The 14,321-nt window shown below is 59.6% G+C and carries 15 protein-coding genes and 1 pseudogene; 4 read left to right on the top strand and 12 right to left on the bottom strand.

Translation table 11 applies throughout. The annotated features are described in order from the left end of the window. Positions 1-10 precede the first annotated feature (10 nt). A complete protein-coding gene (locus tag ABZO33_RS05360) occupies positions 11-1,066 on the bottom strand; it encodes a hypothetical protein (protein ID WP_414535146.1) in 1,056 nt (351 codons plus the stop codon). A 226-nt stretch (positions 1,067-1,292) separates the two neighbouring features. On the opposite strand from ABZO33_RS05360, the gene ABZO33_RS05355 reads away from it, so the two are divergent. Continuing rightward, positions 1,293-1,904, top strand: a complete 612-nt coding sequence (locus tag ABZO33_RS05355; RefSeq protein ID WP_414535145.1) for a hypothetical protein — start codon at positions 1,293-1,295, stop codon at positions 1,902-1,904. Between the two features lie 44 nt (positions 1,905-1,948). On the opposite strand, the gene ABZO33_RS05350 is transcribed toward ABZO33_RS05355, so the two are convergent. The 3 genes from ABZO33_RS05350 to ABZO33_RS05340 form a co-directional block, all read right to left on the bottom strand. Continuing rightward, the gene (locus ABZO33_RS05350) at positions 1,949-2,356 is read right to left on the bottom strand and encodes a hypothetical protein (protein WP_414535144.1); all 408 of its coding nucleotides are present in this window, start codon (positions 2,354-2,356) and stop codon (positions 1,949-1,951) included. 64 nt (positions 2,357-2,420) lie between these two features. Next, a complete protein-coding gene (locus ABZO33_RS05345; RefSeq protein WP_414535143.1) occupies positions 2,421-3,224 on the bottom strand; it encodes a tetratricopeptide repeat protein in 804 nt (267 codons plus the stop codon). Positions 3,225-3,340: 116 nt separating this feature from the next. After that, positions 3,341-4,177, bottom strand: a complete 837-nt coding sequence (locus tag ABZO33_RS05340) for a hypothetical protein (protein ID WP_414535142.1) — start codon at positions 4,175-4,177, stop codon at positions 3,341-3,343. Positions 4,178-4,296: 119 nt separating this feature from the next. On the opposite strand from ABZO33_RS05340, the gene ABZO33_RS05335 reads away from it, so the two are divergent. The 3 genes and pseudogenes from ABZO33_RS05335 (at position 4,297) to ABZO33_RS05325 (ending at position 5,432) form a co-directional block, all read left to right on the top strand. Next, on the top strand, positions 4,297-4,530 hold the full coding sequence (locus ABZO33_RS05335) for a hypothetical protein (RefSeq protein ID WP_414535141.1): 234 nt from the start codon (positions 4,297-4,299) through the stop codon (positions 4,528-4,530). Positions 4,531-4,859: 329 nt separating this feature from the next. After that, positions 4,860-5,106 (top strand): annotated as a pseudogene (locus ABZO33_RS05330) (hypothetical protein). 56 nt (positions 5,107-5,162) lie between these two features. Further along, positions 5,163-5,432: a DUF3077 domain-containing protein gene (locus tag ABZO33_RS05325; RefSeq protein ID WP_414535140.1), complete on the top strand. Its 270-nt coding sequence runs from the start codon at positions 5,163-5,165 to the stop codon at positions 5,430-5,432. Between the two features lie 303 nt (positions 5,433-5,735). Here the strand turns inward: ABZO33_RS05325 and ABZO33_RS05320 are convergent, their stop codons facing one another. The 8 genes from ABZO33_RS05320 to ABZO33_RS05285 all read right to left on the bottom strand — a co-directional run bounded on the left by ABZO33_RS05320 (position 5,736) and on the right by ABZO33_RS05285 (position 14,320). Next, positions 5,736-6,248: a DUF2514 family protein gene (locus tag ABZO33_RS05320; RefSeq protein WP_414535139.1), complete on the bottom strand. Its 513-nt coding sequence runs from the start codon at positions 6,246-6,248 to the stop codon at positions 5,736-5,738. Beyond that, positions 6,245-6,697 (bottom strand): structural protein P5, encoded by a 453-nt coding sequence (locus tag ABZO33_RS05315; RefSeq protein WP_414535138.1) that lies wholly within the window; start codon positions 6,695-6,697, stop codon positions 6,245-6,247. Before ABZO33_RS05315 ends, ABZO33_RS05320 begins: the two co-directional genes overlap by 4 nt. A gap of 58 nt (positions 6,698-6,755) precedes the next feature. Beyond that, positions 6,756-7,352, bottom strand: coding sequence for a tail fiber assembly protein (locus tag ABZO33_RS05310; RefSeq protein WP_414535137.1), 597 nt, complete (start codon positions 7,350-7,352; stop codon positions 6,756-6,758). Then, entirely contained in the window at positions 7,352-8,197 is an 846-nt protein-coding gene (locus tag ABZO33_RS05305) for a phage tail protein (RefSeq protein ID WP_414535136.1), read from the bottom strand. The genes ABZO33_RS05310 and ABZO33_RS05305 overlap by 1 nt, the downstream gene beginning before the upstream one ends. A gap of 13 nt (positions 8,198-8,210) precedes the next feature. Beyond that, positions 8,211-9,068: a hypothetical protein gene (locus ABZO33_RS05300; RefSeq protein ID WP_414535135.1), complete on the bottom strand. Its 858-nt coding sequence runs from the start codon at positions 9,066-9,068 to the stop codon at positions 8,211-8,213. Positions 9,069-9,369: 301 nt separating this feature from the next. After that, complete coding sequence (locus ABZO33_RS05295; protein WP_414535134.1) at positions 9,370-12,900, bottom strand: host specificity protein J; 3,531 nt, start codon at positions 12,898-12,900, stop codon at positions 9,370-9,372. Positions 12,901-12,956: 56 nt separating this feature from the next. Then, positions 12,957-13,541: a tail assembly protein gene (locus tag ABZO33_RS05290; RefSeq protein WP_414535133.1), complete on the bottom strand. Its 585-nt coding sequence runs from the start codon at positions 13,539-13,541 to the stop codon at positions 12,957-12,959. Continuing rightward, positions 13,538-14,320 carry a C40 family peptidase gene (locus tag ABZO33_RS05285; RefSeq protein ID WP_414535132.1) on the bottom strand — a complete coding sequence of 261 codons (783 nt, stop codon included), beginning with the start codon at positions 14,318-14,320 and terminating at the stop codon, positions 13,538-13,540. The genes ABZO33_RS05290 and ABZO33_RS05285 overlap by 4 nt, the downstream gene beginning before the upstream one ends. Position 14,321: the final 1 nt, after the last annotated feature.

The following is a 14,321-nucleotide window of genomic DNA, read 5'->3' as shown; positions in this document are numbered from 1 at the left end:
CTGCTCCTGCCTATTGCAACTTGATACCTAGGCTCACGAGTGCGGCCAACTCCAGCGGGTTCAACTGGTCAAGGCTGTTAATAGTGGGCGAGCTCGTCATACCGCTTTCGGGCATATCAAGCTTCGCGCGAAGCAGGCCGACCAGGCTATCGCTCAAGCCCTCGGCACGGGTCATGCGTGACAGAAGCTGATCGTCATCATCGGCCAACCCCAAGAGCTCGCTGGCAATCCCCATGACCCCACTTGCCCGCTTACCGAACTCCCCCTCCAGTTGCTCGAGCATCTTGTTGGCCTGGTGAGCACCCAGCTTATCGATATGCACCTGGAGCTGTTCGCTAATGAAGCCGTTCTGCGCTTGAGCGTCCAGCAGCATCTCAGGATTACTCCCGTTTTTTTCGAACCACCGAGTTTCCTGCCCTTGCAGGAATGTCATCAGCCCACCCAGAAAGACGCTTGGGTTTGGACGGTCGGTGGCCAAGTTCGCCAGCGCTGCCTTGATTGAGGGCTGATGGGCGTCGACATCATGAGTCAAGCTCAACGCGAGGGTTCGCACCCACTGCAAATCCCCGCGGGTTTTCACCAGCAATTCAATTTCTTTGAAATTTGCACGCCCCTCGACAATGGCACCTTGCAAGCTATTAATCTGCTCGGCTTTCAGCGTTACATCGAAGCGATTGTGATCAACCTTGGAGGAAGTCGCGAGCAGGCTTACTGCATCGAGCACGGTCTTGAAGCCATTACCGAAACTGCGGCGAAAAGGCGCTGCGGTGCCGGTCGGTTCGGCGTGTTGCACGCGTGGATCCTCCGGCGCGCCCTGGGCAGCCCCGCTTCGGCCGAGAAAACTGGCCAACCATTGGAGCAAGTCCTTCAGCGGCTGAGTCGTGGATACAGTCAGGTGCTGGAGCAAACTCTTGCCTGCACAATATTCAATTCGCTTGGCTAAACGACTGGCCTCTGGCGAGGTAGTGACCACGCTCACCTGCGCCTCACCAACGGTACCTGAATGAGTCTTCTCGCTGATTTGGCCGGGCAGGTACTGGAAGCTCTGATAACCATTGATCAGCATAGGTAACTCCTTGGTTGAACCTGGCGATCAATGTAAGACCCTGGGCAGCGCACGGGCTATCAATGCTGATCGGTTTGTTTTAGGCAGCGCTTTTCAAATGAGGGCTGGCTGCCGGCCTGTTCCTTCGGTAATTGCATTCACTCATGGGCGGGGACTTCACGCTTGAGCGGAACAATGCCGCTCGAAAATGATTATCCTGGCGCGACTATTACGTGAGTACCCATAGATGCTATCCGCACACCAAGCCAGCGCCATCGTCCTCGGCCATCTTGCAGACGTCATCAGGGACGGTCGCCCGGAGCGGTTCGTCATCCAGTCCTGCGAGCGCTCAGCGAACGGTGGCTACTGGGTAGTCCGCTGCAACAGCGAGGACTGCGTGGTGCATGGCAAGACCGAGTATTGCTATGTCGGTGTCAACGCCTATCTGGTCGACGCCATCAGCGGTGCGCTCGAAACGGTCGCCAACTGCTTCACTATTGAGGAGTACCTGCAGGACAAGGACGACCTCCATGCCGCAGCGGGCAAAACCTATGTGCTGGCGCCTGCGTTCACTCGTGACAACAGAACGGCGGTGATCACGCTGCGCCAGAAGCTCGCCTATTCCTATCCCGACACCCTGTTCCTGCTGGCGGGGGCAGGCCGACTGTGGCTCAAGGGTATCCGCCGGCAACTTGAAGATGCCCGGCAACTGCTCGCCAGCGAAGGTATTACGACACAGATCGAGCTACATGCCGAGCCACTGGACGCCATCCTGATCGGGCCGGAAACCTGGTACGCCGAGGCGGTATTCAATGCGCTTCGCAGGAAGCCGCTTCACACTGGCGGGCCTGCTGAATGAGCAAGGAGCTCGCTGTGTTCGACGTAACCTGCCCTGCAAATCCCTCAACGGGAAAGGTCTGCCAGTAACGTTTTGACCGCCCCCAGCCCCATGGTACTCAAAACCTGCGTGGCCGCCTCGCGCATCGGCTGCCAGTGGCCACGCTGAAAGATCGACCGATCATGGCACGGCAGCTCGACGTCGCCCATCGACGCATACAGCGCCCATACCCGGTTCAATGGCGTTGCAATCGAATCAGGCAAGGCATGGCCAACGACCTGAAGCGCGTCCTGCAAAGGCTGCATCCTGGAGTTCCACACCTCGCAGGCCAGGCAACCCGGCAGTGCTTGCTCCTGCTGCGCTGCCGGCATGGCAATGAACTCCAGCACCGGAATCAAACGCGCTATTGCATCGACAGGTTCGAGTTCATCGGCGCCATACCACTGGCAAATCAGGGCGACAATATCAGGCATCTCGTTGGCCTTTGAGGTTGAAGTGCATCCACAGGCACACTGCCAGCGATCACCAGGTCCTGCGCTACTGTGCCGCCCGCATGGTCGGTTTGTCGACGACAGGCATCAGGACGACGGACGCGACAATATCGGGGGTTGGCTGGCCAAAAGGCGTGAGATAGGGATCATCCATCGGCAACTTGTCCAGCGCATTCACCACGACGGCATCCGCCTGCAGGTTGCCACTGCTTTGCGTCAGATAAGCATCTGGGCGGGTCCGTCCTGCCGGGAAGCGGTATAACACCTTGACGGTCAGTTGCACGGAACGATCAACGCCATTGAAGCTCGTCCTGCGGTTCAACCACTTGCCCTGAAGCGCCCATAACCCCTTGGTCCAGAGCCGGTTGTACTTCTTCACCTGCCCCGCATCCAGCGGAAAACCGGCGGCCAGCAGCGGCCGCATGGCCATCCATGCAGGGTCAAGGTGTTTCTGGGTCGTCGCCATGTACAGGTCAAGGGCGCCTTGTACATCTTCAGGCCCACCCTTGCCCTGCTCCATCAACTTGCCCAGGCCTACAACGCCGGCCGGGCCTGCCATTTTGTAGTACTCGCGTGCCTTGGCGAAGTCCGCCGGTGCGTCGACACCGTCACGGGCCATACGCCCCAACTCGGCATAGGCATATGGGTCGCCCAGTGCCGCCTTCAGGAGCGATGAACAGGAAAAATTAGAGTCTACTTCTATGAGTTCACAGGTAAAAACAGGCGACTCTATATTAAATTCAGCGCAAAACAGATCGAAGTCTTCAAAATAATTGAAGAGATGCTGAAAATCCTGGAGATTGTTTTTGGCGGTGGATTCAAGCCTACAGCGACTACGGCAAGGAGGCACTACATCGAATATACCTCAGGCAAACAGAATCGTTTTATTCAGCAGATTGAGTCAGAACTCCATACAGTTATTCACTGACGCAAAAGGAGGTCTCAACCTGAGACCTCCCATGCTAGTCAAGGCTTGGGGGCCTTGCTCCTGATAGACTCAATTACATCGTAAGGGATATGCCTACCAAGGTCATCTGGGATTTTTTGTTCAATTGCACTCCGAGCCTTGTCGTACTCGTTATGAGCTGCTTGCTCACTACTAACTGCTGCTTTGAATTTAGTCGCCAACTCTTTAACAGCCTGTAGTTGAGCCGCAGTCTCCCTATACAAAGATTTTAAGCCAAGCAGGCGGTACAGCTGTCCTTTTTTTACACGCAGATAGGCAAATGGCGATGCCTTCCAATTTGCCGGGTGATCGTCCTCACGATGACTGCTGTAGGTGGTAAAGTCGTTATACAGATTTATTTGACGCTCTATGATGCTTGGGAATTCTTCAGTCATGAATTTTTCAACCGATACCCATTGGTATTCGGTTTTTTCAGCGCCCTGAAATTCTTCAATTTTCTTAGATATCGAGCATACTGGCTGCTCTGGAGTAAAGAATCTTGCTCTTGAGAAACGTGCCAGCGGCTGCTCAATCTCCTCAAGGTAATCAGAGAATTCAAGGTCGTCAAATTTGATCAAGGCGGCTGCCGCCACTAACTCATCATAAACCTTTTGAGTTTCTTCTATCTTGCTCTTCAGCAGCCCAGCAACCTCAGGAACTTTAGACTCAGCCTCACTGACCTCATCCGACACTACTGCAGCCGCAAGATATGATAATGCGTCTGATAAATCAAAGTCAGGATCTTCTTTTTTTGCAGCATTCTGAGCTGCCTCAAATACCCAATCGTAAACCTTTTCAGAACCGTGCTCGCGAATCAAATATGAAAAAGTACAAGATAAACCGGTGTATGCAGACATTAGTCAATCCTTTGTCATGGGTTGCCAAGAAACTTTACCACACTCAGTGAGCGATCTTAATGTTTGCTGGCAGCTCTGGCAAGAGCTATAATCTGAAGAAAATGTAAAAAGTTAGCCATATGGCTCGCTGCGCATTAATTTATGAGGCGCGCACTCTACTTAACGGTAACGAGCTTGACGTTGTCGGTTTCACCTATGGAGTTATTGGTGAAAAAGAATTTGACGGAGAGTCGCACCAAACTAGCAACTTTCGAAAAGTGTGGATTGATGATATTCGGAAAAATGGGGACGGATTTATTTTCCATACTCTGAATTCAGTCGGTGATGGCGGCGTGCAGAGCGAACCGGCCTGAAAATAGTCAATTGAAGCCATCAACAATCAGATTTAATCCCTTCCTTGTAGTCCATTTCCCAAACATACTGCTGCCGCGTTTTTTCCGTTGCGACCTCTTGGGCAGGGCTCTAGTCTCGGGCTGTCGTTGAATATCAACGACACAGCTTTGACAGGCTGTAACGGTAGAATCACGCAGGCAGTCTCCGTTCAATGGTGGCTGTACGTGTGGGCACGCTTGCGTGCGCCGGAATTTTTGCGTGATTTACCGCCGGTCTGTCAACCCACGTACAGCTGCCGCCCTTCTGTTTGACAGCAGGCTGGTGGTGGCACCGTCAACGGTAAATCACCATGTTAAAGATCGTCCCCCGATCCACCCCACAACCACCACTCTCTCGAAGACACCCTCATCCAGGCCACCGAATACGCCCTGTGCGCGCAGAGCGTGGCGCATCAGGCTGTTCTGCTGCAGCCCAAGTCACCCGCCTCGATTCTGATGCTGGCCTCCATGCATGAGATGGAGGCACTGCGCGTGCTGCTCGAATCAGCATTGATCCAGGTACAGATGCCAAACGCGCAGCCGCGTCCGTTGCACTAGACCTCAAGGCAGGTGGTGCCAGATCAGGCAGCAGAACACTTCAGGGAGATTCAACAATGACCACAGATACCACCCCGCCCCACACCACCGTGGGCAAGACCAAGTTCTACCAGGGCGAAGGCCAGACCGACCCACTGTTCTGCATCGAACCCGGGATCCCTTGCCAGCATGCGCGGGACCAGGCCTCGGAATTGATAGGCTGCGTACGCGACCTGACCATCACCGGCATCATGGAGGAAAAGCCCCAGCTGCTCTGGGCTTCGTACTACCTGAGCGCGCTGGTTAAGGCATTGATGGACGACGCGGAGCTGGGAATGAGTCGCTAGGCAAAACGGCTGATCGGCCGGTGCCAGAAGCCAAGGCACCGGCTTTGCTGAGTTCGTGCCCTACACTTATGCATTCTCAAGCCACTAGCCCCGCCGCCACGCGCCCCGAGCCGCCCCCCGTCTCTGTGCCGCCGATGATGGATCGGGTCGATTAATCGTGGAGGCCCAGTGTTTACGGGGCAAAAAGGACGCTTGAAGATTTGCTAAAGCAAAAATTCAGCAAGGAAGGCTGGATGATCACAGAAGTGGTCATTTTTTAGGCAGTAAACCAGTGGCACTCCGGTCTGCCACTGCAGGTTTTTCTCACGGCCTCCGGACGCCGTCAATAACTGACTCGCACGCAAGCCCAGCTATTCGGCTTCGCTCAAGCGCTGTCGCGAGATCTCCCGCCATTCGGTCAGCCTCTTCAAGCAATCCCCCGAGCACCACGACGGCAGAGGTTCCTGCCTGGCACTGCTGGGCAGCGATGGTATCGCAGGTGGCTGATCGGCCGGCGCGCAGTCGGGCGATTTCCCCGCGCAGGCCGACAGCCCGAGACTCAGCATCAGCAGCCCTGATTTCAAGATCGGTGTATTTCTCATCTGCTTTCCTGTCTGCTTCGTCCGCCACAGCCTGGCGGCGCTGTTCTTCGGTTCTAGCCTTGACCGTGGCGCGCCGGTCGCGCTCGGCCACCTGCAGGCGGTAGTCGGCCAGCTCTGCGCGGGCGGTGTCGGTTTCGCCCTGGGCAACCACCACCCGGTACTGCTGGCCGCCACCGACCAGCACCAAGGCGATCAGCCACCAGCACCAGGCCGGCACCGCGCCAAGCCAGTTCATGCCAGCGCCCTCCGCACGCCCTCATCGATGACCGCGCCCTTGTACGGGTTGCCGCCGTTCTCGTGCACGATGATGCCAACGATGGTCTCGCGCAGCACGCGGGGGTTGCTGATGTCGATCGAATCGCGCACGCCGACACCGAGTCGCTTGGCAATGGCCTGGGCGTAGACGGTGGTGTTGTTCTCGGTCGACGGAGCCCAGCGGCTGATGAACTCGATGGGGGTGTCGATGCCCGGCTTGCCAACCCCGGGCATGCCGTCCTTGCCACGGTAGTTCAGCAACAGCTTGCCCAGAGCGCGGATGCCATTCTCAGGCGAGTCGAAACGGGCGAAGCGCGGCTTCGCCACGCCAACCTCGACGCCCAGTTGCCCCTGCCAAGCGTTGCGGGGGTTGTAGTCGATGTTGCCGGGGTTGTTGTTGCGTACACCGCGTGCGGTGGATTGGGTCATGGGTTTTCTCCAGGCAAAAAAATACCGCCTCTCGGGCGGTCGGTGGGTTCGATGCGGATCAGGCCGGCGGCGCGGGCCAATCAATTTCGGCGGGGTAGCCGTGCTGTTCGGGCAGGCGATTCAGCGCAACGCGGTAGCGCTTCCACTCTTTCAACCGCAGGGCCTCGGCCTCAGTGGCTTCGTCAAGGTCGACCGCGTCCTGCAGCGGTGCGATAGCATCGTCGGCCGCCCTGCGCAGTCTGGCGGTTTCAGCGACCACACCCGCTAACCGCTCCGCGGCGGCGGCCTGAGCCTTCGCCTCTGAGGTGATCACGGCCGACCAGTCGATTACTCCGGGTGTTGTGCCGCCTGGTTGGCCAGCCGCGAGCCCTGGAAGCACAATCGCCCCGTCTGGCGGATCGAGTATATCGGCAGGGAATCGCGCTTGTGCCGGGGCATCACCAGCGTGCGGCAACAGCAGAGTAAGCCGCAGCTCTCCGGCCAAGCGCTCAACATCCCCGAACACCCATGGCGTGCCGATGCTTCCAGATGGCAAGGTCGCGCCGTCAGGCAAATCGCCGAAGTCGAACCGAACCGCGTTAATCGTTAGCGCTTCGCCGTCGCGAAACACAATGAGGTTGTCATCCCTACGCTGTGGGCTGAGCGAGATCCGCATCACTGCCACCTCCCCTTTGCGATGTAACAAATATCGACGGTTGACGACGCCCGGACAATTTGACTGGCGATGTAGACGCCAGGCCAGTTCGTTTGGTTTGTCAGCCCAGCAGGCACAGTCAAACACTCAAACTCACCAGATGCCGTGATGCTGATTGTGGGTATTTCGGAGAATGGCGTCGGATACGCGAACGACGGCTCCAGCGCACTGAAGAACAATGAGCCTGAAGCGTTGTTCATCGTCTTGGGCACACGAAGCGTCCGCCAGCACTCAAGCGTTCCGTCGAGAAACTTCGTGTAGTGTCCGTTCGAGTTGCTTCCGCGCTCGATGATGGCCCCAGCCGACACCAGGCCAATCGCGTCCGCGAGGGCCGCGCTTTTTAGACCCAGGCTGGCACGCGCCGCCCCAGCAGTTCCACCGCCCGTGCCGCCTTGGGCAAGGCTCAAGGGCGTGGTGATCCCCGACAGCGATGTGATGTCGCTGTTCGCGCCACTTTTCGCCGCACCGATGTTTGCCCGAAGCGTAGCGATATCGTTTGCGTTGCCGAACAGGGCCAGGGTACTGCCAAACTGCTCAACCAACTGACGCAGGCGGTCTGCCGACTCTTTGACGTAGCCTTGCATCGGCGCCATTCCGTAGGCGCCGGCGGTGACCGTTGGCCCCTGATATGCCGGCAGAATGCTGATGACAGTCGGGCTCGCCACATTGGCCAGTTCATAAACGTTGCCATCAGGACCGATGAATGCGTCCCCGATTCGGCTGTTCGCCGCGAAGTTTGTTCCGGTGCCTACCACCGTTGTTTGGCCGGCAGTGATCGCTACCGTGCCTGCTCTGTACCATGGCATAGATACCCCTGGATCAGTTGAATGGGAAAGGAAGTCCAGCGGTCCTGATCACCAACGCCCGGGGGCGAAGATCAGGAATTGCGCGCCAGTAGTTGTAGGGGAAGCTCCCCACCACGGAACTCGTCGTAGCGGCAGCAACGGTGAACATGAACCTCACGCCGCCGACATAGCCGCCGCAGCCTTCTTGACTGCCGAACTCGAAGCCACCAGCGCCTGAATTCGACCCGTTGCAGGCCGCAGAGCGGGTAAACGTAATGGCTGCGGCGAGCTCGCCGGCCTGGACCGGCACATCGACATACGACTTCATCTGGTAGTACGTGGTACCACCATTTGTGCCGATCATTGAGTTGTACCCCCCCTGGTACGCCGTGTACCGATAGTCGAACGATGGATGCACCAACACTCCAGGGGCGGGCGCCTCAATCGACGCGATGATGTTCAGGGGTGGCTGCCCGGAGTTGAAGGTGAGTTCCCACGGGTTGTCACGGAAGCACTTGAGCCCAGTGATTGGACCATCATCCGACATCAGGTCGAACACATAGGCCTTTGTGCTGGCCGATGCGCCAACGAACAGCAGCGTCTTCACACCGCCGACCAACATCTCCCCGCACGGGCTTCCATCCCCTACCAAGAACACCAGTGGAGACGACCACTTACTCAACGATATGCCGTAGATCGGCTCCTTGGGCGGAGCGGAGTCAACCCAGTTCGCCCCGTTGTTCGGGTCTAGCTGCGCAGACCTCAGGAACTTCTGGGACCAGTTTTCGATGAAGGACAAGTACCCGCTCTTGCGCAAACCGTAACTGATCAGTTCGGTATCGAAGATCAGCTCTCCGCCGACATCACGATATGCGACAAATTTGCCAGCCATCAGTAGTACCCGTAGTAGATCCGGCAGTTCGCCGAGAAGTAGCCCCAGTTGTTCGTGCTGTAGGAGTAGGCCCAGGCCATGGTGTCTCCGGTAATGCTCACACCTGGGCGCTTCCCTTTCTCGCGGTTCATGTCAACCAGCGACACAATCATGTAGAACCGTTGGCGGCCAGCCGGCACAGGCGGGAGCACAGCGCTGCCGTTGACCGAGCCAGTCACGACACTTCCTTGCGTTTGGCTGATAAGAATCGTCATATCCGTGATGACTGAGCCGTTTTCGGCAAACGCAAGAAACCCTGTGCTCATATGCCGATACCCATCTTCGTGGCCGGATTGCCGCTGGTGTAGTACGTGTTGACCTGGCCGTTGGTGATGAGCGTCGAACCATTGGCATCCTGGCCGCGGAACGTCACGGCACCCGTTTTGAAATTCATCTCCAGAAGCGGCCGGCCCTGGGCGTCTTTCGACTCCGAGACAATCGACATGCCCGCCACAATCTGCTGGATGAACGCAGTGTTGATGAACGCCTGGTTGATGAACACCTGACCTCCTTGAACAACGAAGGGTGACGAGAGAGCGCCGTTGATGTTGTTCACCACTGCGAACCGATCGGCAGACACCAGGAACTGACTTTGCAGTCCGCCAGGACCGTTCTCGGTGCCGAGGCCAACGCTTGCCGCCACATACTGCCCTTGGGCGTTAAGCTGCAGCTTTACAGCCCACATGGCGCTGGCCTTGCCTTCGAAGCTGGCCTGAGCCTGGCTTACCGTCTGCACGGCCGCATCGGTCTCGCCGATCTTTGCCTCGAGGGTTTCCGAGCTTCGAGCAAGCGCATCGGTTTTGGTCGTCCGGACAAGTTGCTCACGAGCGATCGCTGCTGTTGAAGTCCACAGTTTCATGGCCCCCGCCAGGTCACCTTCGGCGTCTTCCTCACGGGATGATGCCCGGAGGACCTGCACGCTCTCGGCAGTGGAAATGACCTTGCCGTCTACCTCCTCGATCTTTGCCGTGTTGTTCAGCACCTGCTGCGCCAGGCCATTGGCAGCCTCTACCGACTGGCCAACGTCGATCCAGAACACCACGTTTGGCGGGGCATTCGCGCCGCTCGGGTCAGCCGGCACATCGTGCACCGCCTGGTAGATTCGGCCATCGACCACGACCATTTGCCCCTCCTCGTAGGCCGTGTCTTTGTCGTAGGCTTTCAGTCCGTCCAGGGCGTCGATCTGGTCCTGCAGCCCGTTGATCTTGTTCTTCAATTCTTCGCCGAGCATGGACTCGTCGATTTCGCCGGAGATCATGTCGAGGATGGGGCCGGGATCGGTTTGCGCGATGCCGTGCACGACCGTCGGCGCGGTCGGGTACCAAGGGCCGATATTGCCGGTTCGGTCGACCAAGCGCGCCCAGAAGAAGAACGCTGCGCCACCTGCCAGGCCAGACATCACGTACTCTGCCTGGGGATACGCAAGGTCTGCCAGCTTGGTCGATAGCTCTCGATCAGTGCTCGGGCCGTACCAGATCTCGGTTCGCTGCGTGTCCTCTGCGCCTTCAGGGAAGCCCCACTTCAAGCGTATCGAGAACAGCTCGCTCGAAGCCGTAAGGTGCGTGACAGCTGGCGGCGGCGTGGTCTTTCCTTCGACATCGGTGAGCACCGAGGCCGTCGGGATCGATGCAACATCCATCGCATTGACCGCGCGCACACGGGCTAGGTACTGCCCGGCATACACCCCGCGGACGTCCACTGCCAGCTCGCCAGTACGCGGCACCTTGATCCAGTCGCGCGAACCCCAGCGCCATTCCACGTCATAGGCCACAGCGCCTGGCGCGGCGTCCCAACCAATGGTCATGGTGGTAACCGCGATACCCTGGTCAACGGCCGAATGACTGCTGATCAGGACGCGGGCCGGCGCATCTTGCACGCCTGGCGGCAGCACGCTGATTGGCCTGTCGTCGATCATGGTGCCGTGGTCGATGGCATCGAACTTGCCAGGCTCATGCTGGATCAGCTCGAGCTGGAAACGGGTCCACTCCGGCCGGGTCACGTTGCGGACGTAGAACTGCATCAACTTGAGGTCGTCATAGTCGATCGCCCAGGCGCACTCTGGCTGTAGGGCCTCGGTAAAGTCGGCCATGACGGTGACCTGGCGCCCAGCGATCGAGCGAATCTGGCGCGTTTCAGCCTTCCCGCTCGGCAGGTTGACCAGCAGCCTTGCCCCGGTGGGCACCTCAACGTCACGGTCGAGTGTCACGACACGTCCAGCGACAGCAGCTATCCGGCCGCCATTGGCACGGCCGGCCAGCATCGGATCGGAAAGCGCGATCACGGTGCCAGGTTTCGGGATGTAGCCATCGAGGCCGACATTGATCGTCGCGCCGCGTATCTGCAGCTGCTCGGTCAGCAGCGCCCACTTGCCGGCGCGCTGGGCCTGGCCACGACTGGTGCAACCAACGGCCTCCACGGACACGTCGCGCACGCCGTACTCGGCCATGGCGTCTTCGTCGAACACCGGCTCCTTGTCGGTCTCGAAGCCCTGCTCGGGATCGTCGAACGTGACCATGGCCAGGCTGTGGCGGTCGCGCCACTTGCTGCCCGAGTACTTGATCACGCCGTCGCCAAGGATCTGGGAAGTGGTGTAGGTGTAAACCGGGTCCTGCGGCATGTCGGCGTTCACCGCGATCTGGCTGCCGTCCCAATAGGCCAAGCCATGGAAGATCGCGGCCAGGTCCTGCAGCACCGCCCAAGCCTCGGCCTGCTTCTGCAGGTACAGGTTGCAGGTGAAGCGCGGCTCTTGACCGCCCTTCCCGTCCGGCACCAGTTGGTCGCACCACTGCGCTATCCGGTACAACGACCAGCGGTTGATCATCGATGCGTCAATGCGGTCGCCAAGCCCGTAGTACGGGTGCAGCGCCAGGTCGTAGAACACCCAGGCCGGGTTGTTGGTGTAGGCCTCCTTAAACGATCCATCCCAGACACCGTTGGTGGTCCCGGCGCCGGAGGTCGCATAGGTGCGGGTTTCGGGGTCGTAGTTCATCGGCACACGGACGATGCGCCCACGCATCAGAACGGCGATCTTCGGGAAGTCACCACCAAACTGCTGGGCGTCGTATTCCACGCAGCCGACGGCAGTGAGCGGGTACTCCTGATCGCTGTCGACCACCTCGGCGATCGCCTCCACAACCATGGCGTCCTGCACCAGCGAGCTGTTCGCCTCTGGCGTCAGGCGGCGGGCGCGGATCGTCCAGCTGCTACCCTCTGGCAATTCGACGCGATGTGACCGCTCGTACTTGGTGACGTTCTTGCGGTCTACGCTGGACGCCAGCACCTGCTGGTAGGGGCCGCTGTCGGTGGCCACGTCGATTGCATAGTCGATGATCACGCCGTTGATGTTGCCGCCGCTGTCCTGGGCCTGCAGTACGGGCCAAGAGAACCGCACCCGCACAGCGTCGATCACGGGGTTGCTGATTGAGTAGACCCACGGCGCGGTGGTGCGTAGTTCCTGGCCGACCTGGATCTCGTTACTCGACTCGCTCACTCCCTCCAGGCGATCCTGGTGCAGCTCGCCCGATCTGAACTGCCACTTCACCCCGGGATAGTTGATCGTGCCGTCCGTTGCCATGATCGGCGTCCCGTCGAGTTTGACCGAGCGCAGGCCGTTCACCGGGCCGACGATGGGGCCCCAGCTCCACAGGTAGACCAGGCGCGCCGTGGAGATCGACGGCACGCTGTTGGAAGCAATGCTGGGCTGCTTCTGCTTTTTGCTGCCCCCCTTGTGCCCCATAACCTGGCGCCGTTGCACCTGCGGGGCCTGGGTCTTGCGCTTCACTTCTGCGCCCATTCATTCCTCCAGAAACAAAAAGACCTGCCGAAGCAGGTCAGGTAGTCGAGTGGTGGCTACAGCTTGTCTTGTGGGTACACCCCGCCGGACTCAATCGCCCCGCCGATCTCCCGTTCGCCATACAGGACTGGATAGGGGTTGCCCTGGGCGATGGTGGTCACGGCTGAACCGAAGCCATAGCTGGGGTTGTTCCCATCCTCGTTGCGGTCGAGGCTACCGGTCTTGGCCGTTGGCGAGAGCATCTGCACAACGCCGCCCAGTGCCAGGGCTGCGCCGCCGGCCATCAGCGCGATACCGACACCGGACGACAGGCCGCCGGTGAACACGCCGGCCACCACCAGCACGGCACCGAGCACCACCTGGAACAGACCGCCCTGCTTGCTGCCCTGAATGATCGGCGCGATGCGGATCTCCTCGGCGTCACTGCCCTGCAGGTCCAGTTCCTCGGGCGCTAGGTTGCGGCGACCGGAGAACACCGTGAACACCAGGCCGCGCTCCTCGCCGGTGGCCAGGAACTTCTCGAAGCCCGGCACCAGGATGCATAGCGCCTGTACAGCATCCCGCGGGCTTTGCACATCCAGCAGGTACTCACGACCAAAGTGCTTGCGGAGCACGCCGTAGAGCTTCACCGTGCGCTTCATGGCTGGTAGTCCTTGTGTCGGAGGATCAGCCGGCAGCGGCTGGCCATCGACCACCCGTAGATGTCGCGGGTTGAAGCGCGACCGGCCATGTGGTGGTAGATGAATGGACCGGAACCGCCCAGCGCCGGAGCGTCCTCGCTGACCAGGGCGGGCTCGCTGCCGAGGTAGATCGCTGCGTGGTTCGGGTGGAAGCATGGGCGCCCAGGCGACGGCACCATGAACACCAGCATGTCGCCGCGGCGCGGCTCGCTGACCTGGTAGAAGCCGGCGCCCTTGAAGTTGTCCTCGTAGAGGCTCGGGCCGTCGGCCTCCTCCCACCACAGATCCTTGCGTTCGAAGTTCGGCAGCTGCAGGCCGGCCTCGCGGGCGTACCAGTCGCGGCAGGCGCCCCAGCAGTCGAGCAGCCCGTGGGAGAACTCGCGCCCCAGCAGCGGCGCGGTGTAGCCGGATGGCTTGAACCACTCCATATCGCCGCCTGGCCACGCCACGATCCCCCACGGCACCTCATGCAGTTCGCAGCTGACGCGGTCGGCCATGCTCGGGCGCGGGCTGGCGTCTGGGTGGCTGTGGATGATCGCCAGCAGTTGGCCATGTTCCTCGGCGTTGGCCAGGTCCTCGTGATGCAGGGTGAACTGGTCGCGGGGCGTCCTGGCCAGGTTGCGGCACGGGACATACTCCCGGCCGGCGGCCGTCTTGATCAGCACGCCGCACGCTTCGGTCGGGTGCTCGCGTTCGGCATGCTCGCGGATCGCGGCCTGCAGCCGTTGGTTGATGCGCATG

Origin of the sequence: Pseudomonas sp. CAM1A, from assembly GCF_047501685.1 — a bacterium.
GTDB lineage: Bacteria > Pseudomonadota > Gammaproteobacteria > Pseudomonadales > Pseudomonadaceae > Aquipseudomonas.
Note: the sequence above shows the minus strand (reverse complement) of the source record. Positions and strands in the feature narration are given on the sequence as shown.

Coding starts and splice junctions, on each gene's coding strand:
- ABZO33_RS05360 (WP_414535146.1), bottom strand. CDS start 1,066: ATGCTGATCAATGGTTATCAGAGCTTCCAGTACCTGCCCGGCCAAATC.
- ABZO33_RS05355 (WP_414535145.1), top strand. CDS start 1,293: ATGCTATCCGCACACCAAGCCAGCGCCATCGTCCTCGGCCATCTTGCA.
- ABZO33_RS05350 (WP_414535144.1), bottom strand. CDS start 2,356: ATGCCTGATATTGTCGCCCTGATTTGCCAGTGGTATGGCGCCGATGAA.
- ABZO33_RS05340 (WP_414535142.1), bottom strand. CDS start 4,177: ATGTCTGCATACACCGGTTTATCTTGTACTTTTTCATATTTGATTCGC.
- ABZO33_RS05335 (WP_414535141.1), top strand. CDS start 4,297: ATGGCTCGCTGCGCATTAATTTATGAGGCGCGCACTCTACTTAACGGT.
- ABZO33_RS05325 (WP_414535140.1), top strand. CDS start 5,163: ATGACCACAGATACCACCCCGCCCCACACCACCGTGGGCAAGACCAAG.
- ABZO33_RS05320 (WP_414535139.1), bottom strand. CDS start 6,248: ATGAACTGGCTTGGCGCGGTGCCGGCCTGGTGCTGGTGGCTGATCGCC.
- ABZO33_RS05315 (WP_414535138.1), bottom strand. CDS start 6,697: ATGACCCAATCCACCGCACGCGGTGTACGCAACAACAACCCCGGCAAC.
- ABZO33_RS05310 (WP_414535137.1), bottom strand. CDS start 7,352: ATGCGGATCTCGCTCAGCCCACAGCGTAGGGATGACAACCTCATTGTG.
- ABZO33_RS05305 (WP_414535136.1), bottom strand. CDS start 8,197: ATGCCATGGTACAGAGCAGGCACGGTAGCGATCACTGCCGGCCAAACA.
- ABZO33_RS05300 (WP_414535135.1), bottom strand. CDS start 9,068: ATGGCTGGCAAATTTGTCGCATATCGTGATGTCGGCGGAGAGCTGATC.
- ABZO33_RS05295 (WP_414535134.1), bottom strand. CDS start 12,900: ATGGGCGCAGAAGTGAAGCGCAAGACCCAGGCCCCGCAGGTGCAACGG.
- ABZO33_RS05290 (WP_414535133.1), bottom strand. CDS start 13,541: ATGAAGCGCACGGTGAAGCTCTACGGCGTGCTCCGCAAGCACTTTGGT.
- ABZO33_RS05285 (WP_414535132.1), bottom strand. CDS start 14,320: ATGCGCATCAACCAACGGCTGCAGGCCGCGATCCGCGAGCATGCCGAA.